This window comes from Streptomyces sp. NBRC 110028 (genome assembly GCF_001417735.1).
In the GTDB taxonomy this organism is placed as follows: Bacteria; Actinomycetota; Actinomycetes; order Streptomycetales; family Streptomycetaceae; genus Streptomyces.
Genome location: NZ_BBUZ01000047.1, coordinates 28358 through 53420, shown reverse-complemented (window position 1 = coordinate 53420; position 25063 = coordinate 28358). Strand labels below are relative to the sequence as shown.

At 71.4% G+C, this 25063-nt stretch carries 24 protein-coding genes; 21 read left to right on the top strand and 3 right to left on the bottom strand.

Features of this window, described 5'->3' with window-relative positions; genetic code table 11:
* Positions 1 to 44 precede the first annotated feature (44 nt).
* The 15 genes from pgsA (at position 45) to ASC60_RS33975 (ending at position 15860) form a co-directional block, all read left to right on the top strand.
* Complete coding sequence (pgsA, locus tag ASC60_RS34045) at positions 45 to 770, top strand: phosphatidylinositol phosphate synthase (RefSeq protein WP_370592997.1); 726 nt, start codon at positions 45 to 47, stop codon at positions 768 to 770.
* Positions 767 to 1675, top strand: coding sequence for a phosphatidylinositol mannoside acyltransferase (locus tag ASC60_RS34040; protein WP_055557572.1), 909 nt, complete (start codon positions 767 to 769; stop codon positions 1673 to 1675). Before pgsA ends, ASC60_RS34040 begins: the two co-directional genes overlap by 4 nt.
* Positions 1672 to 2832 carry a glycosyltransferase family 4 protein gene (locus ASC60_RS34035; protein ID WP_055557571.1) on the top strand — a complete coding sequence of 387 codons (1161 nt, stop codon included), beginning with the start codon at positions 1672 to 1674 and terminating at the stop codon, positions 2830 to 2832. The genes ASC60_RS34040 and ASC60_RS34035 overlap by 4 nt, the downstream gene beginning before the upstream one ends.
* Positions 2833 to 2924: 92 nt before the next feature.
* Positions 2925 to 3467: a hypothetical protein gene (locus ASC60_RS34030; RefSeq protein ID WP_055557570.1), complete on the top strand. Its 543-nt coding sequence runs from the start codon at positions 2925 to 2927 to the stop codon at positions 3465 to 3467.
* A gap of 200 nt (positions 3468 to 3667) precedes the next feature.
* Positions 3668 to 4600: a pyridoxal 5'-phosphate synthase lyase subunit PdxS gene (pdxS, locus tag ASC60_RS34025; protein ID WP_055557569.1), complete on the top strand. Its 933-nt coding sequence runs from the start codon at positions 3668 to 3670 to the stop codon at positions 4598 to 4600.
* A gap of 106 nt (positions 4601 to 4706) precedes the next feature.
* Entirely contained in the window at positions 4707 to 5309 is a 603-nt protein-coding gene (gene pdxT, locus ASC60_RS34020; protein ID WP_055557568.1) for a pyridoxal 5'-phosphate synthase glutaminase subunit PdxT, read from the top strand.
* A 269-nt stretch (positions 5310 to 5578) separates the two neighbouring features.
* Positions 5579 to 6331 (top strand): YebC/PmpR family DNA-binding transcriptional regulator, encoded by a 753-nt coding sequence (locus tag ASC60_RS34015; protein ID WP_055557567.1) that lies wholly within the window; start codon positions 5579 to 5581, stop codon positions 6329 to 6331.
* A 164-nt stretch (positions 6332 to 6495) separates the two neighbouring features.
* Complete coding sequence (ruvC, locus tag ASC60_RS34010) at positions 6496 to 7047, top strand: crossover junction endodeoxyribonuclease RuvC (RefSeq protein ID WP_055557566.1); 552 nt, start codon at positions 6496 to 6498, stop codon at positions 7045 to 7047.
* Positions 7044 to 7664, top strand: coding sequence for a Holliday junction branch migration protein RuvA (gene ruvA, locus ASC60_RS34005; RefSeq protein WP_055557565.1), 621 nt, complete (start codon positions 7044 to 7046; stop codon positions 7662 to 7664). The genes ruvC and ruvA overlap by 4 nt, the downstream gene beginning before the upstream one ends.
* Positions 7665 to 7732: 68 nt before the next feature.
* On the top strand, positions 7733 to 8836 hold the full coding sequence (gene ruvB / locus ASC60_RS34000; RefSeq protein ID WP_234357243.1) for a Holliday junction branch migration DNA helicase RuvB: 1104 nt from the start codon (positions 7733 to 7735) through the stop codon (positions 8834 to 8836).
* 205 nt (positions 8837 to 9041) lie between these two features.
* A complete protein-coding gene (yajC, locus tag ASC60_RS33995) occupies positions 9042 to 9566 on the top strand; it encodes a preprotein translocase subunit YajC (RefSeq protein ID WP_055557564.1) in 525 nt (174 codons plus the stop codon).
* A gap of 148 nt (positions 9567 to 9714) precedes the next feature.
* On the top strand, positions 9715 to 11466 hold the full coding sequence (gene secD / locus ASC60_RS33990) for a protein translocase subunit SecD (RefSeq protein ID WP_055557563.1): 1752 nt from the start codon (positions 9715 to 9717) through the stop codon (positions 11464 to 11466).
* Position 11467: 1 nt separating this feature from the next.
* A complete protein-coding gene (secF, locus tag ASC60_RS33985) occupies positions 11468 to 12589 on the top strand; it encodes a protein translocase subunit SecF (RefSeq protein ID WP_055557562.1) in 1122 nt (373 codons plus the stop codon).
* Positions 12586 to 13158, top strand: a complete 573-nt coding sequence (locus ASC60_RS33980) for an adenine phosphoribosyltransferase (protein ID WP_055557561.1) — start codon at positions 12586 to 12588, stop codon at positions 13156 to 13158. The genes secF and ASC60_RS33980 overlap by 4 nt, the downstream gene beginning before the upstream one ends.
* 167 nt (positions 13159 to 13325) lie before the next feature.
* Positions 13326 to 15860 carry a bifunctional (p)ppGpp synthetase/guanosine-3',5'-bis(diphosphate) 3'-pyrophosphohydrolase gene (locus ASC60_RS33975; protein ID WP_055557560.1) on the top strand — a complete coding sequence of 845 codons (2535 nt, stop codon included), beginning with the start codon at positions 13326 to 13328 and terminating at the stop codon, positions 15858 to 15860.
* 76 nt (positions 15861 to 15936) lie between these two features.
* Here the strand turns inward: ASC60_RS33975 and ASC60_RS33970 are convergent, their stop codons facing one another.
* Positions 15937 to 17166, bottom strand: a complete 1230-nt coding sequence (locus tag ASC60_RS33970) for a DUF349 domain-containing protein (protein WP_055557559.1) — start codon at positions 17164 to 17166, stop codon at positions 15937 to 15939.
* A 214-nt stretch (positions 17167 to 17380) separates the two neighbouring features.
* Positions 17381 to 18241: a peptidylprolyl isomerase gene (locus ASC60_RS33965; RefSeq protein WP_055557558.1), complete on the bottom strand. Its 861-nt coding sequence runs from the start codon at positions 18239 to 18241 to the stop codon at positions 17381 to 17383.
* Between the two features lie 157 nt (positions 18242 to 18398).
* On the opposite strand from ASC60_RS33965, the gene ASC60_RS33960 reads away from it, so the two are divergent.
* The 4 genes from ASC60_RS33960 to ASC60_RS33945 all read left to right on the top strand — a co-directional run bounded on the left by ASC60_RS33960 (position 18399) and on the right by ASC60_RS33945 (position 22713).
* A complete protein-coding gene (locus ASC60_RS33960; protein ID WP_055557557.1) occupies positions 18399 to 19118 on the top strand; it encodes an MBL fold metallo-hydrolase in 720 nt (239 codons plus the stop codon).
* Between the two features lie 14 nt (positions 19119 to 19132).
* Positions 19133 to 20395 carry a histidine--tRNA ligase gene (gene hisS, locus ASC60_RS33955; protein WP_055557556.1) on the top strand — a complete coding sequence of 421 codons (1263 nt, stop codon included), beginning with the start codon at positions 19133 to 19135 and terminating at the stop codon, positions 20393 to 20395.
* Positions 20396 to 20638: 243 nt separating this feature from the next.
* A complete protein-coding gene (locus ASC60_RS33950) occupies positions 20639 to 21286 on the top strand; it encodes a vitamin K epoxide reductase family protein (RefSeq protein ID WP_055557555.1) in 648 nt (215 codons plus the stop codon).
* A gap of 59 nt (positions 21287 to 21345) precedes the next feature.
* On the top strand, positions 21346 to 22713 hold the full coding sequence (locus ASC60_RS33945; protein WP_055557554.1) for a replication-associated recombination protein A: 1368 nt from the start codon (positions 21346 to 21348) through the stop codon (positions 22711 to 22713).
* Between the two features lie 7 nt (positions 22714 to 22720).
* Here ASC60_RS33945 and ASC60_RS33940 read toward each other — a convergent pair whose 3' ends face one another.
* Positions 22721 to 23467, bottom strand: a complete 747-nt coding sequence (locus tag ASC60_RS33940; RefSeq protein ID WP_055557553.1) for a DUF2470 domain-containing protein — start codon at positions 23465 to 23467, stop codon at positions 22721 to 22723.
* A gap of 193 nt (positions 23468 to 23660) precedes the next feature.
* Here ASC60_RS33940 and rpsD point away from each other — a divergent pair, with 193 nt between their 5' ends.
* Positions 23661 to 24272, top strand: coding sequence for a 30S ribosomal protein S4 (rpsD, locus tag ASC60_RS33935; protein ID WP_055557552.1), 612 nt, complete (start codon positions 23661 to 23663; stop codon positions 24270 to 24272).
* A 344-nt stretch (positions 24273 to 24616) separates the two neighbouring features.
* Positions 24617 to 25057: a DUF948 domain-containing protein gene (locus tag ASC60_RS33930; protein WP_055557596.1), complete on the top strand. Its 441-nt coding sequence runs from the start codon at positions 24617 to 24619 to the stop codon at positions 25055 to 25057.
* Positions 25058 to 25063 lie beyond the last annotated feature (6 nt).

The following is a 25063-nucleotide window of genomic DNA, read 5'->3' as shown; positions in this document are numbered from 1 at the left end:
AGCGGTCCGGCAGGTGCGCGGCGGCCTGGTAGCGCCTGGCTACGATGGGCCCGCCGGTGGCCTCTTGGCCATCCGGCCCGCATCGACCCACCGGGAAGGCCATGCTGAACAAGTACGCGCGTGCTTTCTTCACGCGTGTTCTCACACCATTCGCCGCCCTGCTCATCCGTCTCGGCGTCAGCCCGGACGCGGTGACCCTCACCGGAACCGGTGGTGTGATCGCGGGAGCGCTGGTCTTCTACCCCCGGGGGGAGTTCTTCTGGGGCACCGTCGTCATCACGCTCTTCGTCTTCTCGGACCTGATCGACGGCAATATGGCGCGGCAGCTGGGCCGCTCCAGCCGCTGGGGCGCGTTCCTCGACTCGACGCTGGACCGGGTCGCCGACGGGGCGATCTTCGGCGGTCTGGCGTTGTGGTACGCGGGCGGGGGCGACGACAATGTGTTGTGTGCGGTGACGATCTTCTGTCTCGCCAGCGGCCAGGTGGTCTCGTACACCAAGGCGCGCGGCGAGAGCATTGGGCTGCCGGTGAACGTCAACGGGCTGGTGGAGCGCGCCGAGCGGCTGGTGATCTCGCTGGTCGCCTGCGGGCTCTCGGGCCTGCACATGTTCGGTGTGCCGCACATCCAAGTCCTGCTGCCGATCGCGCTGTGGATCGTCGCCGTGGGCAGCGCCGTGACGCTCGTACAGCGCGTGGTCACCGTGCGCCGGGAGGCCGCCGAGGCGGACGCCGCGGAGCGCGCGGTGCCCCAGGGGGGCGAGACACGGTGAAGGACAGGCTGACCGACGCGCTGTACGGGCTCGGCTGGAGCGCGGTCAAGAAGCTCCCGGAGCCGGTCGCCGTGGCGCTCGGGCAGCGCATCGCCGATCAGACGTGGAAGCGGCGAGGCAAGGGCGTGCTGCGGCTGGAGGCCAATCTCGCGCGCGTCGTCCCCGAGGCCTCGCCGCGGCGGCTGGCCGAGCTGTCCCGGGCGGGCATGCGCTCGTACATGCGCTACTGGATGGAGTCCTTCCGGCTTCCGACGTGGAGCGCGGAGCGCATCCGGAGCGGCGTCGAGATCAAGGACGTGCACTACCTGGTCGACGGGCTGGCCAGTGGCCGCGGCGTGGTCCTCGCGCTGCCCCACATGGGCAACTACGACCTCGCCGGGGCCTGGGTCACCACCAGGCTGGGGGTGCCGTTCACCACGGTCGCGGAGCGGCTGAAGCCGGAGTCGCTGTACGACCGGTTCGTCGCCTACCGCGAGGGCCTGGGCATGGAGGTGCTGCCGCACCAGGGCGGAGCCGCCTTCGGCACGCTGGCGCGGCGGCTGCGGGCGGGCGGCCTGGTCTGTCTGGTGGCCGACCGGGACCTGTCCGCCTCCGGGGTGGAGGTGTCCTTCTTCGGCGAGTCCGCGAAGATGCCCGCCGGCCCGGCCCGGCTCGCGGCGCAGACCGGCGCGCTGCTGCTGCCGGTCACCCTCTGGTACGACGCGTCCCCGGTCATGCAGGGCCGCGTCCATCCGCCCGTCGAGGTGCCGGAGGGCGGCACGCGCGCCGAGCAGACCGCCGTCATGGCCCAGCAGGTCGCCGACGCCTTCGCCTCGGGGATCGCCGAACACCCGGAGGACTGGCACATGCTGCAGCGGCTGTGGCTCGCCGACCTGGACCGCGGTCCCGGAAGGGAGACGCCGTGAGGATCGGGATCGTCTGCCCCTACTCCTGGGACGTCCCGGGCGGGGTGCAGTTCCACATCCGCGACCTGGCGGAGCACCTCATCCGGCGCGGCCACGAGGTCTCCGTCCTCGCGCCCGCGGACGACGAGACCCCGCTGCCGCCCTACGTCGTCTCCGCGGGGCGCGCGGTCCCGGTGCCGTACAACGGCTCCGTCGCCCGCCTCAACTTCGGCTTCCTGTCCGCCGCCCGGGTGCGGCGCTGGCTGCACGACGGCGCCTTCGACGTCATCCACATCCACGAGCCGACCTCGCCCTCTCTCGGGCTGCTGGCCTGCTGGGCGGCGCAGGGGCCGATCGTCGCCACCTTCCACACCTCCAACCCCCGCTCGCGGGCCATGATCGCCGCGTATCCGATCCTGCAGCCCGCCCTGGAGAAGATCAGCGCGCGGATCGCGGTCAGCGAGTACGCGCGGCGGACCCTGGTCGAGCATCTGGGCGGCGACGCCGTCGTCATCCCCAACGGCGTCGACGTGGGCTTCTTCGCCGACGCCGAGCCGAAACAGGAGTGGCAGGGCGACACGATCGGGTTCATCGGCCGCATCGACGAGCCCCGTAAGGGGCTTCCGGTGCTGATGCGCGCCCTGCCGAAGATCCTCGCCGAGCGTCCCCGGACCCGGCTGCTGGTCGCCGGGCGCGGCGACGAGAAGGAGGCGGTGGCCGGGCTCCCGGAGCGGCTGCGGGACCGGGTCGAGTTCCTGGGGATGGTCAGCGACGAGGACAAGGCGCGCTTCCTGCGCAGCGTGGACGTGTACGTCGCGCCCAACACGGGCGGTGAGAGCTTCGGCATCATCCTGGTCGAGGCCATGTCCGCGGGCGCCCCGGTCCTCGCCAGCGACCTGGACGCCTTCGCCCAGGTCCTGGACGGGGGAGCGGCCGGTGAGCTGTTCGCGAACGAGGACGCGGACGCGCTGGCGGCCGCCGCGCTACGGCTGCTCGGCGACCCGGACCGGCTCGCCGAGCTGCGCGAGCGGGGCAGCCGCCATGTGCGGCGCTTCGACTGGTCGACCGTGGGCGCGGACGTGCTGGCGGTCTACGAGACGGTGACGGACGGTACGTCCTCCGTCGACGCCGACGACCGCGTGGGCCTGCTCGGCCGCCTGGGCCTGACCCGTGACTAGTGCCGCGTCAGTCAAGGTTTGCCCGGGGTGAACCTTGGCTGACGCGGCACTGGGTCGGGCCCGGGGGGCCGTAGGCGGTAGCGTGGCGCGGCGTGAGCACACTGATCTGGGTCGCGATCGCGCTGGTGGTCGTCGCCGTCTATCTGAGCTGGACCGCGGGGCGTCTGGACCGGCTGCACAGCCGTCTGGACGCGGCGCGGGCGGCGCTGGACGCGCAGTTGCTGCGCCGCGCCTCGGTCACCCAGGAGCTGGGTACCGCCGGAGTGCTCGACCCCGCCTCGTCGATGGTGCTCTACCAGGCCGCGCACGCCGCCCGGCAGGCCGAGGAGGAGCACCGTGAGGTGGCCGAGAGCGAGCTGAGCCAGGCGCTGCGGGCCGTTTTCGAGGAGCCCGCGCAGGTCGAGGCGGTGCGGGAGGCGCCGGGCGGTGAGGCGGCGCTGGGGGAGCTGGCGGAGGCGGTGCGCCGGGTGCCGATGGCGCGTCGGTTCCACAACGACGCGGTGCGGGCGGCGCGGGCGCTGCGCCGGCACCGCAAGGTGCGCTGGTTCCGGCTGGCGGGCCATGCCCCGTTTCCGCTGGCGTTCGAGATGGACGACGAGCCTCCGGCGGCCCTGGTGGCGCGCGCGGAGCACTGAGGGCGTGCGGACAGGACCTTTGAGGGCGTCGGAGCCACCGGCCTTCGATTGGCCCTTGCCGAGGGTCCTCCGGACCGGGTTTCGTTCATCCGTGTATCACACATGTCCATGACCCGGGCCGGATGGCCGGGTCATGAACAGGTATCGAACGGCCCTACGATGGGTTCATCGCACTTTTCACTATCGAGTGAGGTCAAACCGTGTCCACCACGTCCGCCAGCACGTCCCCGTCCGCAGAGAATCCGGCGGCTCCCGCGACCGGCACCGCCCGCGTCAAGCGGGGCATGGCCGAGCAGCTCAAGGGCGGCGTGATCATGGACGTCGTCACGCCGGAGGAAGCCAAGATCGCCGAGGACGCCGGTGCCGTCGCGGTCATGGCGCTGGAGCGGGTTCCGGCCGACATCCGCAAGGACGGCGGCGTGGCCCGGATGTCCGACCCGGACATGATCGACGGCATCATCAACGCGGTCTCCATCCCGGTCATGGCCAAGTCCCGGATCGGCCACTTCGTCGAGGCGCAGGTGCTGCAGTCCCTGGGCGTCGACTACATCGACGAGTCCGAGGTGCTGACCCCGGCCGACGAGGTCAACCACAGCGACAAGTGGTCCTTCACCACCCCGTTCGTGTGCGGTGCCACCAACCTGGGCGAGGCGCTGCGCCGGATCGCCGAGGGCGCGGCGATGATCCGTTCCAAGGGCGAGGCGGGCACCGGCAACGTCGTGGAGGCGGTCCGTCACCTGCGCCAGATCAAGGGCGAGATCGCCCGGCTGCGCGGCCTGGACAACCACGAGCTGTACGCGGCGGCCAAGGAGCTGCGCGCCCCGTACGAGCTGGTCGCGGAGATCGCGCGGACCGGCAAGCTGCCGGTCGTGCTGTTCTCCGCCGGTGGTGTCGCCACCCCGGCCGACGCCGCGCTGATGCGTCAGCTCGGCGCCGAGGGCGTCTTCGTGGGCTCGGGCATCTTCAAGTCCGGTGACCCGGCGAAGCGCGCCGCGGCGATCGTGAAGGCGACCACCTTCTACGACGACCCGAAGGTCATCGCGGACGCGTCCCGCGACCTGGGCGAGGCCATGGTCGGCATCAACTGCGACACCCTCCCCGAGGCCGAGCGGTACGCCAACCGCGGCTGGTAATCACGGGCCGGCAGGCCCCGCACCACGCGTCCGGTGGACGGTCCGCGCCGCCCGCGGGCCGTCCACCGTCACGCGTTCACTCTGACATCCGAGAGGTCCCCGCACCGTGTCCGAGACGACGTCCGAGACCCCCCTCATCGGCGTGCTCGCTCTCCAGGGCGACGTCCGCGAGCATCTGGCCGCGCTCACCGCGGCCGGCGCGCAGGCCCGGCCGGTGCGCCGCCCCGAGGAACTGGCCGAGGTAGCCGGGCTGGTGATCCCCGGCGGCGAGTCCACCACCATGTCCAAGCTCGCGGTCGTCTTCGGGCTGCTGGAGCCGCTGCGCGAGCGCATCCGGGCGGGCTTGCCGGTGTACGGAACCTGCGCCGGTATGATCATGGTCGCGGACAAGATCCTCGACGGCCGGGAGGATCAGGAGACCCTGGGCGGCATCGACATGATCGTGCGCCGTAACGCCTTCGGCCGCCAGAACGAGTCCTTCGAGGCCGCGGTCGACATCGAGGGCATCGAGGGCGGCCCCGTGGAGGGCGTCTTCATCCGCGCGCCGTGGGTCGAGTCGGTGGGCGCCGGTGCCGAGGTGCTGGCGACGTACGAGGGCCATACGGTCGCGGTCCGGCAGGGCAACGTCCTCGCGACGTCGTTCCACCCGGAGCTGACCGGTGACCACCGGGTGCACGCCCTGTTCGTGGAGATGGCTCGGCGCGCGTAGCGCTCCGTCGAGGGTGGCGGTGGGCGACGGGAGATGGCTCGGCGCGCGTAGCGCTCCGTCGAGGGTGGCGGTGGGCGACGGGAGATGGCTCGGCGCGCGTAGCGCTCCGTTGAGGGTGGCGGTGGGCGACGGGAGATGGCTCGGCGCGCGTAGCGCTCCGTTGAGGGTGGCGGTGGGCGACGGGAGGGCGGGGACCGCGCGCTGAGCGGCGATCCCGGTAGGATCTCAGGCGTTCGTACAGCATTGGGTAACGCGAAGGAGACAGGCGGATGTCCGGCCACTCTAAATGGGCTACGACGAAGCACAAGAAGGCCGTGATCGATGCCAAGCGCGGCAAGCTCTTCGCGAAGCTGATCAAGAATATCGAGGTGGCGGCCCGGATGGGCGGGCCCGACGTCGACGGCAACCCGACGCTCTACGACGCCATCCAGAAGGCCAAGAAGCAGTCCGTTCCGAACAAGAACATCGACAGCGCGGTCAAGCGCGGTGCCGGTCTCGAGGCGGGCGGCGCCCAGTACGAGACGATCATGTACGAGGGCTACGGTCCCAACGGTGTCGCGGTGCTCATCGAGTGCCTCACCGACAACCGCAACCGTGCCGCCTCCGACGTCCGCGTCGCCATGACCCGCAACGGCGGCTCGATGGCCGACCCGGGCTCGGTGTCGTACCTGTTCAACCGCAAGGGTGTCGTGATCGTCCCCAAGGGCGAGCTGTCCGAGGACGACGTGCTGGCCGCGGTGCTCGACGCGGGCGCCGAGGAGGTCAACGACCTCGGCGAGTCCTTCGAGGTCCTCAGCGAGGCCACCGACCTGGTCGCGGTCCGCACCGCGCTCCAGAAGGAGGGCATCGACTACGACTCGGCCGACACCAACTTCGTGCCCACCATGCAGGTGGAGCTGGAGGAGGACGGCGCGCGCAAGATCTTCAAGCTGATCGACGCGCTGGAGGACAGCGACGACGTGCAGAACGTCTTCGCCAACTTCGACGTCTCCGACGAGGTCATGGCCAAGGTCGACGCCTGACGGCGGATCGCCTGAGGACACATCAGCACACGCGTGGCGGGCGGGTCGGCGGGGACACACCCCACCGGCCCGTCGGCGTTGTCGGCCGGTGCTGTCGGTGGCAGCCGCTAGCCTGCAGGAACAGATGACCGAAGCGTGATCAGGGCGACGAGGGGAGGGGCGCGGTGCGGGTGCTGGGCGTGGATCCGGGGCTGACCCGGTGTGGCATCGGCGTGGTCGACGGGGTCGCGGGCCGCCCGCTGCGGATGCTGGGCGTCGGCGTCATACGGACCCCTGCGGACGCCGGGATCGGCGACCGTCTCGTCCTCGTCGAGCGCGGCATCGAGGAGTGGCTGGACACGCACCGGCCCGAACGCGTCGCGGTGGAGCGGGTGTTCAGCCAGCACAATGTGCGGACCGTCATGGGCACCGCCCAGGCCAGCGCGGTCGCCATGCTCTGCGCCGCGCGCCGCGGGCTGCCGGTCGCGCTGCACACCCCCAGCGAGGTCAAGGCGGCCGTCACCGGCTCCGGGCGCGCCGAGAAGGCGCAGGTCGGCGCGATGGTCACCCGGCTGCTGCGGCTGGACGCCCCGCCCAAACCGGCCGACGCCGCCGACGCCCTGGCGCTCGCCATCTGCCACATCTGGCGCGCCCCCGCGGCCAACCGGCTGCAGCAGGCCGTCGCCGCCCACCGCACCCCGCGTTCCCCTCGCTCCACGGAAGGCCGTATTACATGATCGCGTTCGTCTCCGGTCCGGTCGCGGCCCTCGCCCCGGACACCGCCGTCATCGAGGTCGGCGGCGTCGGGATGGCGGTCCACTGCACCCCGGGCACCCTGTCCGGGCTGCGGGTCGGCGAGCCCGCCCGGCTCGCGACCTCGCTCGTGGTCCGCGAGGACTCCCTGACGCTCTACGGCTTCGCGGACGACGACGAGCGCCAGGTCTTCGAGCTGCTCCAGACCGCCAGCGGGGTCGGCCCCCGGCTCGCCCAGGCCATGCTGGCGGTGCACACGCCGGACGCCCTGCGGCTCGCCGTCTCCACCGGTGACGAGAAGGCGCTCACCGCCGTCCCCGGCATCGGCAAGAAGGGAGCGCAGAAGCTGCTGCTGGAGCTGAAGGACCGGCTCGGCGCGCCGGTCGGCAGGGCCGTGCCCGCCGCCCGCCCGCCCGCGGCCGCGGGCTGGAGCGATCAGCTGCACACCGCCCTGGTCGGCCTCGGCTACGCCACCCGGGAGGCCGACGAGGCGGTCGCCGCCGTCACCCCGCAGGCCGAGGTGGCCCTGGCCGAGGGCGGTGCGCCGCAGGTGGCGCAGCTGCTGCGGGCCGCCCTGCAGACCCTGAACCGCACCCGCTGACCGGCCGCCGGCGCGCGCATGCCGCGACCGGCCGGACCGCTCGACACGATCTCGCGAGGCGAAACGCAGTGAACTGGGACGAGACCGAACCGGCCGACGCCGACGACGCCCTGTCCGGCGACCTGCCCGGCGGCGCGGGCAGCCGGCTGGTGGGCGCCGACGCCGACGGGGACGACCAGGCGGTCGAGGCCGCCCTCCGCCCCAAGGACCTGGGGGAGTTCGTCGGCCAGGAGCGGGTCCGCGAGCAGCTGGACCTGGTCCTCAAGGCGGCCCGGCAGCGCGGCGGCACCGCCGACCACGTGCTGCTCTCCGGCGCGCCCGGGCTCGGCAAGACCACCCTCTCGATGATCATCGCGGCCGAGATGGGCGCCCCCATCCGCATCACCTCCGGCCCGGCCATCCAGCACGCGGGCGATCTCGCCGCGATCCTCTCCTCGCTCACCGAGGGCGAGGTGCTGTTCCTGGACGAGATCCACCGCATGTCCCGGCCCGCCGAGGAGATGCTGTACATGGCGATGGAGGACTTCCGGGTCGACGTCATCGTCGGCAAGGGGCCCGGGGCCACCGCCATCCCGCTGGAGCTGCCGCCGTTCACCCTGGTCGGCGCGACCACCCGGGCCGGACTGCTGCCGCCCCCGCTGCGCGACCGCTTCGGCTTCACCGGCCACATGGAGTTCTACGCCCCCGCCGAGCTGGAGCGGGTGATCGACCGCTCCGCCCGGCTCCTGGAGGTGACCATAGAGGCCGAGGGCGCGGCCGAGATCGCCGGGCGCTCCCGCGGCACGCCCCGTATCGCCAACCGGCTGCTGCGCCGGGTGCGCGACTACGCCCAGGTCAAGGCGGACGGCCTCATCACCCGGGAGATCGCCGCCAGCGCCCTGGCGGTCTACGACGTGGACGGCCGGGGCCTGGACCGGCTGGACCGGGCGGTGCTCAGCGCCCTGCTCAAGCTGTTCGGCGGCGGCCCGGTGGGCCTGTCGACCCTGGCGGTCGCGGTGGGGGAGGAGCGTGAGACCGTGGAAGAGGTCGCCGAGCCGTTCCTGGTGCGCGAGGGCCTGCTGGCCCGTACGCCCCGGGGCCGGATCGGGACCCCCGCGGCCTGGGAGCATCTGGGCCTCACCCCGCCGCAGCGCGGCGCCGGGGGCGGCCAGAGCGGCTTGTTCGAGGCGTGAAGGCGCGTACTGTCCGGCATCATGGCGTGAAGAGCGAATAATGGTGGGGTCAGGAACCCCGGTGCCGCGCCGGGCGTTGTTCCATAGGCGCGGGCTCGCTTAGACTCCGCCGATGCCGTCCGTATGCCGTCTGTTCTTCCGTATGGCATACCCACCCCCGTAGACCAGGCCGCGCCCCAGCGGTCGTGTGAAGGATCTCCGTCCCGTGAATATCGTGACTCTCCTGCCGTTCATCGTGCTCATCGGGGCCATGTTCCTGATGACTCGGTCGGCCAAGAACAAGCAGCGCCAGGCCGCCCAGATGCGGGACACCATGCAGCCGGGCACCGGCGTGCGGACCATCGGCGGCATGTACGCGACGGTCAAGGAGGTCCACGACGACACGGTCCTCCTCGAGGTGGCCCCCGCCGTTCACGCGATCTACGCGAAGAACGCGATCGGAGCCGTCCTCTCCGACGCGGAGTACAACCACATCGTCCACGGCATCGACCCCGATGAGGACGGTGCCGACGGCGTCGACAGCGCCGACACCCCTGTCGTCCCCGACGACGCCTCCTCGCTGACCACCCCCGCGGGCGGCGCCGACGACTCCTCCGCCGAGAAGGCGCCGGCCTCCGAGCCGGAGGCCGGGAAGGCCGACGCCAAGAAGATCGACCTCGGCAAGGACGACGCCGCCGCGGCCGACGCGCCCGAGGGCGAAAAGCGGGACGGCGGCGCCGACGCGAAGTAGTCCTGCACTGTGAACCACGGCGTGCCACCGCTCGGCGCGCCGTGGTTCATGGACGGTCTAGGCTCCGGCGGGGGCACACCCCCACAAGACTTCGTGGCCGCCCCGCGCACACCCGCTGCGGGGCGGTTGGACAGGGAGATACGACAAGGTGGCAGCACCGAAGAAGGGCCGCAGGTCCCCCGGGTCACAGGGCAGGCCCGGGCGCGCGCTGGCCGTGATCGTGATCGCCATGGTGGCGCTCATCGGGGGGATGTTCATCTCCGGTCACACCACACCGCGGCTGGGAATCGATCTCGCGGGCGGCACCAGCTTCACGCTGGAGGCCAAGAACCAGCCGGGCAAGCCCAACGCGATCAACACGGCCAACATGAACACCGCCGTCAGCATCATCGAGCGGCGGGTCAACGGCCTGGGTGTGTCCGAGGCCGAGGTCCAGACGCAGGGCCCCAAGCACATCATCGTGAACATCCCCAAGGGGACGAACGCGAAACAGGCCCGGCAGCAGGTGGGCACCACCGCCCAGCTGTACTTCCGGCCGGTGATGACCACCACCTCCGGCGGCAAGACCAAGGCGCCCAGCAGCACTCCCAGCCCCTCCTCCAGCGCGTCCCAGGGCAAGCCGGACAAGGGCGACCAGGGCGGCAGCGGCAAGCCCAGCCCCACCGCCACCACCCAGGGCCGTGCCGTCCCCGAGGCGCTGAAGGCCGACAAGACGCCGACGCCCACCCCGTCCAAGACCCCCAAGGGCGGCGAGACGGGCAAGCCCTCGGACACCTCCGGCCAGGAGAAGCTGGCCAAGGACTTCGCAGCACTGGACTGCACCACCCGGGCGGGGCGTGCCGCGGCGGCCGAGAAGGCGGCCAACACCAAGCCGAGCGATCCCGTCCTGGCGTGCAGCCAGAAGGGTGACTCCAAGTTCGTCCTCGGCCCCTCCGAGGTCGAGGGCACCGACGTCGACGATGCCTCGTCCGTCTTCGAGAGCCAGAACGCCTCGGGCTGGATCGTGCAGCTCGACTTCAACAACAAGGGCGCCAAGAAGTTCGCCAAGGTGACCGGCGAGCTGACCAAGCAGCAGTCCCCGCAGAACCGCTTCGCGATCGTCCTGGACGGCGAGGTCGTCTCCGACCCCGAGGTCACCCAGGGCGCCATCACCGGCGGCCGGGCCACCATCTCCGGTGGCTTCACCCAGCAGAGCTCCGCGGACCTGGCCAACGTGCTGTCCTTCGGTGCGCTGCCGCTGTCCTTCGACATCGCGGACGAGACCACCGTCTCCGCGGCCCTCGGCGGCGAGCAGCTGCAGGCCGGTCTGATCGCCGGCGCCATCGGTCTCGCACTCGTGGTGATCTACCTGGTCGTCTACTACCGCGGTCTGTCCCTGGTGGCCATGGCGTCCCTCGCCGCGTCCGCCATACTGACGTACACGATCATGGTGCTGCTCGGCCCGGCCATCGGCTTCGCACTGAACCTTCCGGCGGTCTGCGGTGCGATCGTGGCGATCGGTATCACCGCCGACTCGTTCATCGTCTACTTCGAGCGGATCCGTGACGAGATCCGTGAGGGCCGCTCGCTGCGCCCGGCCGTCGAGCGCGGCTGGCCGCGGGCCCGGCGCACCATCCTGGTCTCCGACTTCGTGTCGTTCCTCGCCGCCGCCGTGCTCTTCATCGTGACCGTCGGCAAGGTGCAGGGCTTCGCCTTCACCCTGGGGCTGACCACCCTGCTCGACGTCGTCGTGGTGTTCCTGTTCACCAAGCCGCTGATGACGATCCTCGCCCGCCGCCCGTTCTTCGGGAACGGCCATCCGTGGTCCGGTCTGGACCCCAAGCGCCTCGGGGCCAAACCGCCGCTGCGCCGCCGTCGTCCCGCCGCCCCCGGCCCCGCCGACACCCCGAAGGAGGCGTGAGATGTCGCGACTCGGCAGTCTCGGCGCCAGGCTCTACCGAGGCGAGGTCGGCTACGACTTCGTCGCCAAGCGGAAGATCTGGTACGCCATCTCGATCCTGATCACCATCACGGCCATCGCGGGCCTGGCGGTGCGCGGCCTCAACATGGGCATCGAGTTCTCCGGCGGCGCGGTCTTCACCACTCCCAACACCACGGTCTCGGCCCCCCAGGCCCAGGAGGTGGCGGAGAAGGCGTCCGGCGGCCACACCGCGGTCGTCCAGGAGCTGGGCCGCGGTGGCCTGCGGATCCAGATCAGCGAGCTGGGCACCAAGGAGGCCGTCCCGGTCCAGGAGAAGCTCGCCCAGAAACTGGACGTCAAGACCAACAAGATCGACACCCAGCTGGTCGGCCCGAGCTGGGGCGAGCAGATCGCCTCCAAGGCCTGGCAAGGCCTCGCGATCTTCATGGTCCTGGTGGTGATCTACCTTGCCATCGCCTTCGAATGGCGGATGGCGCTGGCCGCCCTGATCGCCCTGGTCCACGACCTCACCATCACCGTCGGTGTCTACGCGCTGGTCGGCTTCGAGGTCACCCCGGGCACCGTGATCGGTTTGCTGACGATCCTCGGTTACTCCCTCTACGACACCGTCGTGGTCTTCGACGGTCTCAAGGAAGGAGCCAAGGACATCACCAAGCAGACCCGCTTCACCTACCCGGAGATCGCCAACCGCAGCCTCAACTCGACCCTGGTGCGGTCCATCAACACCACGGTCGTGGCGCTGCTGCCGGTCGGGGCGCTGCTCTTCATCGGGGGCGGTCTGCTCGGCGCGGGCATGCTCAACGACATCTCGCTGGCCCTGTTCGTCGGCCTCGCCGCCGGCGCGTACTCCTCGATCTTCATCGCCACCCCGCTGGTCTCCGACTTCAAGAGCCGCGACCCGCAGATGAAGGCGCTGGCCAAGCGGGTGCGCGCCAAGCGCGCCGCGGCCGCCAAGGCCGAGACCGAGCCGAACGACGGCGAGCCGGCCGAGGGCGGCGAACCGGACCTGGAGGACGCGGCCCCGGCCGGAGTCGTCGGCCAGCGCCGCCAGCCCGCGTCCCGCAGCCGGGGCCGCGGCCGGCCGTCGGGGAAGCGCCGATGAGTGGGACGAGCGTGTCCGGGGAGCCGGGCACCGAAGAGCTGCGCGGGCTGCTGCTCAGCCGTATCCAGGACGTGCCGGACTACCCGCAGCCGGGCGTGATGTTCAAGGACATCACCCCGCTGCTCGCCGACGCCGCGGCCTTCTCCGCGCTGACCGACGCGCTCGCCGAGCTGTGCGTGCGGCACCGGGCGGACAAGGTCGTGGGCCTGGAGGCGCGCGGCTTCATCCTCGCCGCCCCGGCCGCCGTGCGCGCCGGGATCGGCTTCGTACCGGTCCGCAAGGCGGGCAAGCTCCCCGGGGCGACCCTGGGGCAGGCGTACGAGCTGGAGTACGGCACCGCGGAGATCGAGATACACGCCGACGCGCTGGAGCCCGGCGACCGGGTCCTGGTCATCGACGACGTGCTCGCCACCGGCGGCACCGCCGAGGCGTCGCTCCAGCTCATCCGGCGGGCCGGCGCCCAGGTCGCCGGGGTCGCCGTGCTCATGGAGCTGGGCTTCCTGGACGGCCGCAGACGTCTGCTGGGCGCGCTGGACAGCGCCCCGCTGGAGGCCCTGATCACGGTCTGACCGGAATCCGCCGACACCACCGCCGGAGGGCGGGGACCTGCGCAAGGAACAGGTCCCCGCCCTCCGTCGTTGCCCGGCTCTCGCGGCCGGGAGGCAAGCGGAGTGGCGGGATCGATACCATTGGGACCCCGACCCCCCGGGGTCCGGACCGCTTGAGGAGTGCTCTCTTGCCAGACGAGGCCCAGCCGCTCTCCCCCGGAGTCCGTCCCGCTCCGGACGCGACCGCCGCCGCCGAGCAGACGACGGCGTCCTCAGCCACGCCCGGAAACGGCGCGGACCGCCCCTCACCGGCAGCCGGCACCCCCGAGCAGACCCGGCCGGGGCCCGCCGCGGCGGGCCCCGCGGGCGAGCTGCGGCCCGCCCCGGCCGCGCCCCGCACCACTCAGAGCCAGAGCCCCGCCCCGCGCTCCGGCTCCTCCAACCGCGTGCGCGCCCGCCTCGCCCGCCTCGGCGTGCAGCGCTCCAGCCCGTACAACCCGGTGCTGGAGCCCCTGCTGCGCATCGTGCGCGGCAACGACCCCAAGGCGGACGGCGCCACGCTGCGCCAGATCGAGCGCGCGTACCAGGTGGCCGAGCGCTGGCACCGCGGCCAGAAGCGCAAGAGCGGCGATCCGTACATCACCCACCCGCTCGCGGTGACCACGATCCTCGCCGAGCTGGGTATGGATTCGGCCACGCTGATGGCCGGACTGCTGCACGACACCGTCGAGGACACCGAATACGGCCTGGACACCCTGCGCCGCGACTTCGGCGATCAGGTCGCCCTGCTCGTCGACGGCGTCACCAAGCTGGACAAGGTCAAGTTCGGCGAGGCGGCCCAGGCCGAGACCGTGCGCAAGATGGTCGTCGCGATGGCCAAGGACCCCCGGGTCCTGGTGATCAAGCTCGCCGACCGGCTGCACAACATGCGCACCATGCGCTACCTGAAGCGGGAGAAGCAGGAGAAGAAGGCCCGCGAGACGCTGGAGATCTACGCCCCGCTCGCCCACCGGCTGGGCATGAACACCATCAAGTGGGAGCTGGAGGACCTCGCCTTCGCGATCCTCTACCCCAAGATGTACGACGAGATCGTCCGGCTGGTCGCCGAGCGCGCGCCCAAGCGCGACGAGTACCTGGCCGTCGTCACCGACCAGGTCCAGGGCGATCTGCGGGCCGCGAGGATCAAGGCGACCGTCACCGGCCGCCCCAAGCACTACTACTCCGTCTACCAGAAGATGATCGTGCGGGGCCGGGACTTCGCCGAGATCTACGACCTGGTGGGCATCAGGGTGCTTGTCGACACCGTCCGCGACTGCTACGCGGCGCTGGGGACCATCCACGCGCGGTGGAACCCGGTGCCCGGGCGGTTCAAGGACTACATCGCGATGCCCAAGTTCAACATGTACCAGTCGCTGCACACGACGGTCATCGGGCCCAGCGGCAAGCCGGTCGAGCTGCAGATCCGCACCTTCGACATGCACCGCCGCGCCGAATACGGCATCGCCGCGCACTGGAAGTACAAGCAGGAGGCGGTCGCCGGCACCTCCAAGGTCCGCACCGACGTGCCCCGGGGCAAGGCCGGCAAGGACGACGCCGTCAACGACATGGCGTGGCTGCGGCAGCTCCTGGACTGGCAGAAGGAGACCGAGGACCCCGGCGAGTTCCTGGAGTCGCTGCGCTTCGACCTCTCCCGCAACGAGGTCTTCGTCTTCACGCCCAAGGGCGACGTCATAGCGCTGCCCGCCGGGGCCACCCCGGTGGACTTCGCGTACGCCGTCCACACCGAGGTCGGCCACCGCACCATCGGGGCCCGGGTCAACGGGCGGCTGGTGCCGCTGGAGTCGACCCTCGACAACGGTGACCTGGTGGAGGTCTTCACCTCCAAGGCGGCCGGAGCGGGGCCGTCCCGCGACTGGCTGGGCTTCGTCAAGTCACCGCGGGCCCGTAACAAGATCCGTGGCTGGTTCTCCAAGGAGCGCCGCGACGAGGCCATCGAACAGGGCAAGGACGCGATCGTCCGGGCGATGCGCAAGCAGAACCTGCCGATCCAGCGGATCCTGACCGGCGACTCGCTGGTCACCCTCGCCCACGAGATGCGCTACCCGGACATCTCCTCGCTCTACGCGGCCATCGGCGAGGGCCATGTCTCCGCGCAGAACGTGGTCGGCAAGCTCGTCTCGGCCCTCGGCGGCGAGGAGGCCGCCAACGAGGACATCGCCGAGACCGCCCCGCCCATCCGGCGCTCCAAGCGCCGCTCCAGCGCCGACCCGGGCGTGGTGGTCAAGGGCGTCGAGGACGTATGGGTCAAGCTGGCCCGCTGCTGCACGCCGGTGCCGGGCGACCCCATCATCGGCTTCGTGACCCGCGGCAGCGGCGTCTCCGTCCACCGCGCCGACTGCGTCAACGTGGACTCGCTGTCCCAGCAGCCCGAGCGCATCCTCGACGTCGAGTGGGCACCCACCCAGTCGTCGGTCTTCCTGGTCGCCATCCAGGTCGAGGCGCTGGACCGGTCCCGGCTGCTGTCGGACGTCACCCGCGTCCTGTCCGACCAGCACGTCAACATCCTCTCCGCGGCCGTCCAGACCTCCCGCGACCGGGTGGCCACCTCGCGCTTCACCTTCGAGATGGGCGACCCCAAGCATCTGGGACACGTCCTGAAGGCCGTGCGCGGCGTCGAGGGCGTCTACGACGTGTACCGGGTCACCTCGGCCCGCGCACGCTGAGAAAGCCCCGCAGAACGCGAAGGGCGGCCCCGGTCTCCCGGGGCCGCCCTTCGCGTGCCGTTTCAGCGCGACGGGCTCAGCCGCCGAACTCCTCCAGGCCCTTGAGCGCCTGGTCCAGCAGTGCCTGCCGGCCCTCCAGCTCCTTGGAGAGCTTGTCGGCCTTCGCGTTGTTCCCCGCCGCGCGGGCCGCGTCGATCTGGGAACGCAGCTTGTCCACGGCGTCCTGCAGCTGGCCGGTCAGCCCCTGGGCGCGCGCCCGCGCCTCGGGGTTCGTACGCCGCCACTCGGCCTCCTCGGCCTCCTGGAAGGCGCGCTCGACCGCGTGCAGCCGGCCCTCGATGCGGGCGCGGGCGTCCCTCGGCACATGGCCGACGGCCTCCCACCGCTCGTTGATCGACCGGAACGCCGCGCGGGACGCCTTCAGGTCCGAGATCGGCAGCAGCTTCTCGGCCTCGACGACCAGCTCCTCCTTGCGGGTCAGGTTCTCCCGCTGCTCGGCGTCCCGCTCCGCGAAGACCTCGCCGCGGGCCTGGAAGAAGACGTCCTGGGCGCCGCGGAACCGGTTCCACAGGTCGTCCTCGTGCTCGCGCTGCGCGCGGCCCGCGGCCTTCCAGTCGGCCATCAGCTCGCGGTAGCGGGCCGCGGTCGGACCCCAGTCGGTGGAGCCGGACAGCGCCTCCGCCTCGGCGACCAGCTTCTCCTTGGTCTGCCGGGCCTCCTCGCGCTGCGCGTCCAGCGCGGCGAAGTGCGCCTTGCGCCGCTTGGAGAACGCCGAGCGGGCGTGCGAGAAGCGGTGCCACAGCTGGTCGTCCGTCTTGCGGTCCAGCCGCGGCAGGCCCTTCCAGATGTCGACCAGGGCGCGCAGCCGCTCCCCGGCCGCCCGCCACTGCTCGCTGGCCGCCAGCTCCTCGGCCTCGGCGACCAGCGCCTCCTTGGCCTGGCGGGCCTCGTCGGCCTGCACCGCCTTGGCCGCCCGGCGCTCCTCACGGCGCGTCTCGACGACCTTGGCGAGCTGGTCGAGCCGCTTGCGCAGCGCTTCCAGATCGCCGACCACATGGTGCTCGTCGACCTGGTGCCGGATGTGCTCGATGGCCGCCGTCGCGTCCTTGGCCGACAGGTCGGTGGTCTTGACCCGGCGCTCGAGAAGGTCGATTTCGACGACCAGACCGTCGTACTTGCGCTCGAAGTAGGCGAGGGCCTCGTCCGGCGATCCCGCCTGCCACGACCCGACGACCTGCTCACCGTCGGCCGTACGCACGTACACGGTCCCCGCCTCGTCGACGCGGCCCCAAGGCTCGCTGCTCACAGCGCCTCCTCCACATGATGCCGGGGCGGGCATGCGGCCCGCGGGCATCGTCCACAGTTTCTTCCGGCCGGGCAGCGACGCCCGGGCCGGTCTCCCAGCAGGGTGGTGCGGCCATCACGGCAGACACCCTGCACAACGCCAACATAGGCGAACGGTGCCCCGGCTGTCCGTATCCTGCGCGACCGAAATTTCGCGGTACGCACACCCGGCGACCTCAGGACTTGCCGACCGTCGCCTTGTTGATCACCACGCTGGCGTTCGGGGCGGTGTTCTGCATCTGGTCCGGGGGAGCCGCCCCGGCCTTGGCGATCTTCTGCAGGACCTTCATGCCGTCCTCGGAGACCTTCCCGAAGGGGGTGTAGTCCGGCGGCAGCGGGCTGTCCTTGTAGACGAGGAAGAACTGGCTGCCGCCGCTGTTCCGGCCCTTCTTGGTCTGCGCGTTGTACTGGTTCGCCATCGCGACCGTGCCGGCCGGGTACGTGTTCCCCTTCAGCGAGGGGTCCTTCAGGTTCTCGTCCGGCAGGGTGTAGCCGGGGCCGCCCGCGCCGGTGCCCTGCGGGTCACCGCACTGCAGCACGTAGATCCCCTGGTTCACCAGCCGGTGGCACTTGGTGTGGTCGAAGTACCCCTTGCCGGCCAGGAAGTCGAACGAGTTGACCGTGTGCGGCGCCTTGGCGGCGTCCATGTCGAAGGAGATGTCCCCGCAGGTGGTCTCCAGCTTCATGGTGTAGGTGGCCGACTTGTCGATGGAGACCGCCGGCTCCTTCTTGAACGACATCTTCTTCGGCTTCTCGCCGGCGACCGCCTTCGCCTCCTTGGCGCACGGGTCCGGCGCCTTGCTGGTGGCGGGGGCCGAAGGGGTGGACGCGGCGTCGTCCTTCTTCTTGTCCTTGTCGTCGCCGGAGAAGGCGCCCGCGGCCGCCACCGCCCCGCCGCCGGCCAGTACCACGGCCAGTACGGAGGCGATCACCACATTGCGCTGGCGGGCCTTGCGCCGTGCCGTCTCGCGCCGCTGCTGCTGCCGCAGGTACTTCTCCCGGGCAAGCTGCCGCCGCCGCTGCTCGCTACTGACCACCGGGTCGTCTCCTCACGCCGTATGTCATCGGTGTCCTGCCGGAGGGCTCGGCCGTACCGTATACGGGTTCGCTGTGCCGGGCCCGCCGCCGGTAGGCTCTGGAGCTGCCGACATTCTTCCGCCGGCCGACTCTTCCGGACGACATTTAAGGACGATCGTGCTCATTGCCGGGTTCCCCGCCGGGGCCTGGGGGACCAACTGCTACCTGGTCGCCCCCGCCGCCGGTGAGGAGTGCGTGATCATCGACCCGGGCCACCAGGCGGCCCAAGGCGTCGAGGAGGCCGTCGCCAAACACCGGCTCAAGCCCGTCGCCGTCATCCTGACCCACGGCCACATCGACCACGTCGCCTCGGTCGTTCCGGTCTGCGGCGCCCATGACGTACCGGCCTGGATCCACCCCGCCGACCGCTACATGATGAGCGATCCGGCCAAGGCGCTCGGACGGTCCATCGGCACGCAGCTGATGGGCGAGCTGACCGTCGGCGAGCCGGACGACGTCAAGGAGCTGTCCGACGGCTCCGAACTGAAGCTGGCCGGAATGGAGTTCACCGTCGCGCACGCGCCGGGCCATACCAAGGGGTCGGTGACCTTCAGGCTGCCCGAACAGCCGGACATCCCCCCGGTGTTCTTCTCGGGCGACCTGCTCTTCGCCGGCTCCATCGGACGCACCGATCTGCCCGGCGGCGACCACGCCGAGATGCTCCAGTCGCTGGCCCGTGTGTGCCTGCCGCTCGACGACTCGACCGTGGTGCTGTCCGGCCACGGCCCCCAGACCAGCATCGGCCACGAGCGCGCCACCAACCCCTTCCTGCGGCAGGTGGCCGCCGGCCCCGGAGACGCCGCCACGGACGCGGCTCCTCCGCGACGAGGAATGTGACGAGAGAACCCACGGTGAGCACCTTCAAGGCCCCCAAGGGCACCTACGACCTGATCCCGCCGGTCTCCGCGACCTACCTCGCGGTGCGGGACGCCATCGCCACCCCGCTGCGGCGGTCCGGCTACGGCTACATCGAGACCCCCGGCTTCGAGAACGTCGAACTCTTCGCGCGCGGCGTCGGCGAGTCCACCGACATCGTCACCAAGGAGATGTACACCCTCACCACCAAGGGCGGCGACGAACTGGCGCTGCGCCCCGAGGGGACCGCCTCGGTGCTGCGCGCCGCGCTGGAGGCCAATCTGCACAAGGCCGGCAGCCTGCCGGTCAAGCTCTGGTACTCCGGTTCGTACTACCGCTACGAGCGGCCCCAGAAGGGCCGCTACCGCCACTTCTCGCAGGTCGGCGCGGAGGCGATCGGCGCCGAGGACCCGGCCCTGGACGCCGAGCTGATCATCCTCGCGCACGACGCCTACCGGTCGCTGGGGCTGCGGAACTTCCGGATCCTGCTGAACTCGCTCGGCGACGCCGAGTGCCGTCCCGTCTACCGGGCCGCCCTCCAGGACTTCCTGCGCGGGCTCGACCTGGACGAGGACACCCGGCGGCGCATCGACATCAACCCGCTGCGGGTGCTCGACGACAAGCGCGAGGCCGTCCAGAAGCAGCTGGCCGGAGCGCCGCTGCTGCGCGACTACCTGTGCGACGCCTGCCGGGAGTACCACGCGCGGGTGCGTGAGCTGATCACCGCGCAGGGCGTGGAGTTCGAGGACGACGCCAAGCTGGTCCGCGGCCTGGACTACTACACCCGCACCACGTTCGAGTTCGTCCACGACGGCCTCGGCTCGCAGTCCGCGGTCGGCGGCGGCGGCCGGTACGACGGCCTGTCCGAGATGATCGGCGGCCCGGCCCTGCCGTCGGTGGGCTGGGCGCTCGGCGTCGACCGTACGGTGCTCGCGCTGGAGGCCGAGGGCGTCCGGCTGGACCTGCCCGACGCGACGAGCGTCTTCGCCGTGCCGCTGGGGGAGGAGGCCCGCAAGGTCCTCTTCGGCGTGGTCGGCGAGCTGCGCAGGGAAGGCGTGGCGACGGACTTCGCGTACGGCGGCAAGGGGCTCAAGGCCGCGATGAAGGCCGCGAACCGCAGCGGCGCGCGGTACGCGATCGTGGCGGGCGAGCGGGACTTCGCCGAGGGCGTCGTCCAGCTGAAGGACATGGAATCGGGCGAGCAGGAGGCCGTTCCGCTGTCCAAGATCGTGACCACCCTCCAGGCGAAGCTGGGCTGACCGCCTCCGCGGCGTCAACGCCGTGGGGGCCGGTTCATCCTGCCAATCGAGACCGCCCTCCGCTCCCCGGCCCCGCCCCTCCCGGGGCGGGGCCCGGCCGCCTCGGCCCGCGCTTATGCCCGTCGAACGGGGGACCCGCGAAGATGGTCGGGCCCTGACAACAGGGCATGACGGGGCGATGGGTTGGGGCACAATGGCCGTGCCCGACGGGGCCGGACAGTGTGGAGAGCGACGGACGGCGATATGGCGACGACACTGATGGACGACGTGGAGTCCGACGAGGCGCGGGGCGGCGCGCGGACCGGAACGGGAGGCGGCCGCGCCTTCGCGCTCCTGCTCGTGATCACCGGCGCGCTGGGGCTGCTGGCGGCCTGGGTCATCACGCTCGACAAGAACAAGATCCTCGAGTACAAGGCCGACGGCAAGGTCTTCACCCCCGGCTGCAGCCTCAACCCGGTGGTCTCCTGCGGCAACATCATGGAGAGCAAGCAGGCCGCGGCGTTCGGCTTCCCGAACCCGATGCTCGGCCTGGTCGCCTACGGCATCGTCATCTGCGTGGGCATGTCCCTGCTGGCCGGGGCCCGCTTCCCGCGCTGGTACTGGCTGACGTTCAACGCGGGCACCCTCTTCGGCGCCGGCTTCGTGACCTGGCTCCAGTACGAGTCGCTGTACGTCATCGGCTCGCTGTGCCTGTGGTGCTGCCTCGCCTGGGTCGCCACCATCGTGATGTTCTGCTACGTCACCGGCCACAACATCAAGCACGGATACCTGCCGGCGCCGGACGGGCTGCGGCGCGGGCTGCTGGAGTTCCACTGGGTGGTGCCGGTGATGTGGATCGGCGTGATCGGGATGCTGATCCTGACGCGCTGGTGGGACTTCTGGACGAGCTAGAGACTAGGCCGAACCCCCTGGAAGCCGGTGCTGTCGGTGCGGTGCCATAGGCTTTCGGGGTGGAGCCAGACCTGTTCACCGCCGCCGCCGAGGACCGCCAGGAGAAGGACCCGGCCAGCAGCCCGCTGGCCGTGCGCATGCGCCCGCGCACGCTGGACGAGGTCGTGGGCCAGCAGCATCTGCTGCGTCCCGGATCGCCGTTGCGGAGACTGGTCGGCGAGGGCAGCGGGGGGCCGGCCGGGCCGTCCTCGGTCCTGCTGTGGGGCCCGCCCGGGATCGGGAAGACCACGCTCGCGTACGTGGTCAGCCAGGCCACCCAGAAGCGGTTCGTGGAGCTGTCGGCGATCACCGCGGGGGTCAAGGAGGTGCGGGCCGTCATCGACGGGGCGCGCCGCTCCTCGGGGGCGTACGGCCGGGAGACCGTGCTCTTCCTGGACGAGATCCACCGCTTCAGCAAGGCGCAGCAGGATTCGCTGCTGCCCGCCGTGGAGAACCGCTGGGTCACCCTGATCGCGGCCACCACGGAGAACCCGTACTTCTCGGTGATCTCCCCGCTCCTGTCCCGCTCGCTGCTGCTCACCCTGGAGTCGCTCACCGATGACGATCTGCGCGGGCTGGTGCGCCGCGCGCTGACCGACGAGCGGGGGCTCGGCGGCGCGGTCACCCTCTCCGAGGAGGCCGAAGGGCATCTGCTGCGGATCGCGGGCGGCGACGCCCGGCGGGCGCTCACCGCGCTGGAGGCGGGGGCCGGGTCGGCGATGGCCAAGGGCGAGGCGGAGATCACGCTGACCACGCTGGAGGAGGCGGTCGACCGGGCCGCGGTCACCTACGACCGGGCCGGTGATCAGCACTATGACGTGGCAAGCGCTCTCATCAAGTCGATCCGCGGCTCGGACGTGGACGCCGCGCTGCACTATCTGGCGCGGATGATCGAGGCGGGGGAGGACCCCCGGTTCATCGCGCGGCGGCTGATGATCTCGGCGAGCGAGGACATCGGGCTGGCGGACCCGACCGCCCTGCCCACCGCCGTGGCGGCGGCGCAGGCGGTCGCGCTGATCGGCTTTCCCGAGGCCGCCCTGACGCTGAGCCACGCCACGATCGCGCTGGCGCTCGCGCCCAAGTCCAACGCGGCCACGACGGCGATCGGGGCGGCGCTGGCGGACGTCCGGGCGGGGCTCGCGGGCCCGGTGCCGCCGCATCTGCGGGACGGGCACTACAAGGGCGCCGAAAAGCTCGGCCACGCCCAGGGGTATCTGTATCCGCACGATCTGCCGGGCGGCATCGCGGCGCAGCAGTACGCGCCGGACAAGATCCACGGAAAGCGCTACTACGAGCCGACGCGGTACGGGGCGGAGGCCCGCTACGCCGATGTGGTCGAGCGGGTCCGGGCGCGGCTGCGCGGCGACCCGCCGCCGGAGTCCTCGTAGACACCCCCTAGTCGGCGGCCGCCTCGAACAGGGTGTGCATCGCGCGGCGCAGTTCGGAGACGCTCCGCACCGGCTCCGGGAAGTCGAAGCGCGCGTCGAACGGCCGGTCGGCGTCGTCCGTGAAGCGGACGCGCAGGCCGAAGCGGTCCAGGGCCACGGGGATCGCGGGGCCGCGGGTGCACACCATGGACGAGCGCTCGCCCAGCAGGACGCACAGCCCGCGCACCTGGTCGCTGTGGGCGGCGTGCAGATGCTGCAGCAGCTCGGCCTCGTGCGGGGCGAGCGGGTCGGGGGCGGCCTGCGCGAAGTCGTCCGGCTCGACGCCGTCCGCGCCCCACAGGTCGTCCACGCACGCCTCGGCGACCTCCAGCCGCAGCAGCGTCCACGCGGCGGCCCGGCCGCGCGGCCCGGCGGACGGGTCGGGCCGAAGGGCCTCCCCGAGGCCCAGCAGCTCTCCGACCGGATGGTGCTCTGCCAGCAGGGCCGCGTTCGCGGCGCGGTCGCCGCCGCGTACGGGAGTGAGCCAGCCGGCCACCCAGGCGCGGCCGCGGATCCGCTGGGGCACCGCGACCGGGGCGACGTCCGTGATCTCCATCACGCAGGTCAGATCGTCGTCCTGCGCGTGGGCCGCCGCGCGGGCCGCGGGTGAGCCGCCGGGGAGCAGTAACAGCACATCCCCGTCCGGGGTGACGGCGCGAGCGGCCGGTCCGTCCATGCCGAGATCGTCGGTGACCTCGATTCCGGGAATCGTCAACGACGCCGTAGCCTTGTTTTCCACGAGAGTCCGTACACGCTCTGCCGCCGTCGGCCGCAGGGCGTCTTCCTTGGGACGCGGCTGACCCTCCTCAAGACTCTGAGCAGTGCTGGGCAGGGGGATCCCAGGTCGAAACATGCGTTTTCCTCGGCTAAGGTAAGGCTCACCTAACTTACATGGAGGTTCGTTCCACGTGAACCAGTCGCGTCCCAAGGTCAAGAAGTCGAGGGCGCTCGGCATCGCGCTGACGCCGAAGGCCGTCAAGTACTTCGAGGCCCGTCCCTACCCGCCCGGCGAGCACGGCCGTGGCCGCAAGCAGACCAGTGACTACAAGGTCCGGCTGCTGGAGAAGCAGCGTCTGCGCGCTCAGTACGACATCAGCGAGCGCCAGATGGCCCGTGCCTACGACCGCGCTCGGAAGGTCGATGGCAAGACGGGCGAAGCCCTGATCATCGAGCTTGAGCGCCGTCTGGACGCGCTCGTCCTGCGGTCGGGAATCGCCCGCACGATCTACCAGGCCCGCCAGATGGTGGTCCACGGTCACATCGAGGTCAACGGCCGCAAGGTCGACAAGCCCTCCTTCCGGGTCAGCCCGGACGACGTGGTGATGGTCCGCGAGCGCAGCCGCGAGAAGCACCCCTTCCAGGTGGCCCGCGAGGGTGGCTACGCCCCCGACGGCGAGACCCCGCGCTACCTCCAGGTCAACCTCAAGGCGCTCGCGTTCCGGCTCGACCGGGACCCGAACCGCAAGGAGGTCCCGGTGATCTGCGACGAGCAGCTCGTCGTCGAGTACTACGCCCGCTGACCCAGCGGACCGTACGCGCTCCGCATCGAGGCTCGGTTCGCCTCCGGGGCGCCTCAGCCTCTGTCGGCGGTCGACCGTGCTCTCCCTTTCGGCAGCGGCGCGCCCCTGTGGCCCACTCGCCATCCAGCCCGCGGGTTCCCCATCGACCGGTGTGTCGAGGGGAACCCGCGGGCTGTTTGGCCGAGCGGAATGCGTTTCGGCCGGGCGTGCCCGGCGCGATAGGGTCGTTACCTGCCGCCCGCGCCCGGACGACCCGCCCGAGACCGGCGGGCGACGGACGACTGAGACGACGGACGACCTGAACGACGACGACCGACGTGATCGGCAGCAGGGAGCGGTGCAACGTGTCCGGTGGAGAGGTGGCCGGGATCCTCGTGGCCGTCTTCTGGGCGATTCTGGTGTCCTTCCTCGCCCTCGCCCTGGTGAGACTCGCCCAGACGCTCAAGGCGGCCACCCGGCTGGTGGCGGAGGTCACCGAACAGGCGGTGCCGCTGCTCAGTGAGGCGTCGGCGACCGTGCGCGAGGCGAACACCCAGCTCGCGCGCGTGGACTCGATCGCCTCCGACGTCCAGGAGGTCACCTCGAACGCCTCCGCGCTGTCCTCGACCGTCTCCTCCGCCTTCGGTGGACCGCTGGTCAAGGTGGCGGCGTTCGGCTACGGCGTCCGGCGCGCGATCGGCCGCAAGGGCCGGCCCGAGAGCGATCCCGCGCCCACCGTCGTCATCGGCAAGACCTTGCCGTCCGCCCGCCGGGGCGGCCGCCGCAACCGTGGATCGAAGGGCTGAGAGACC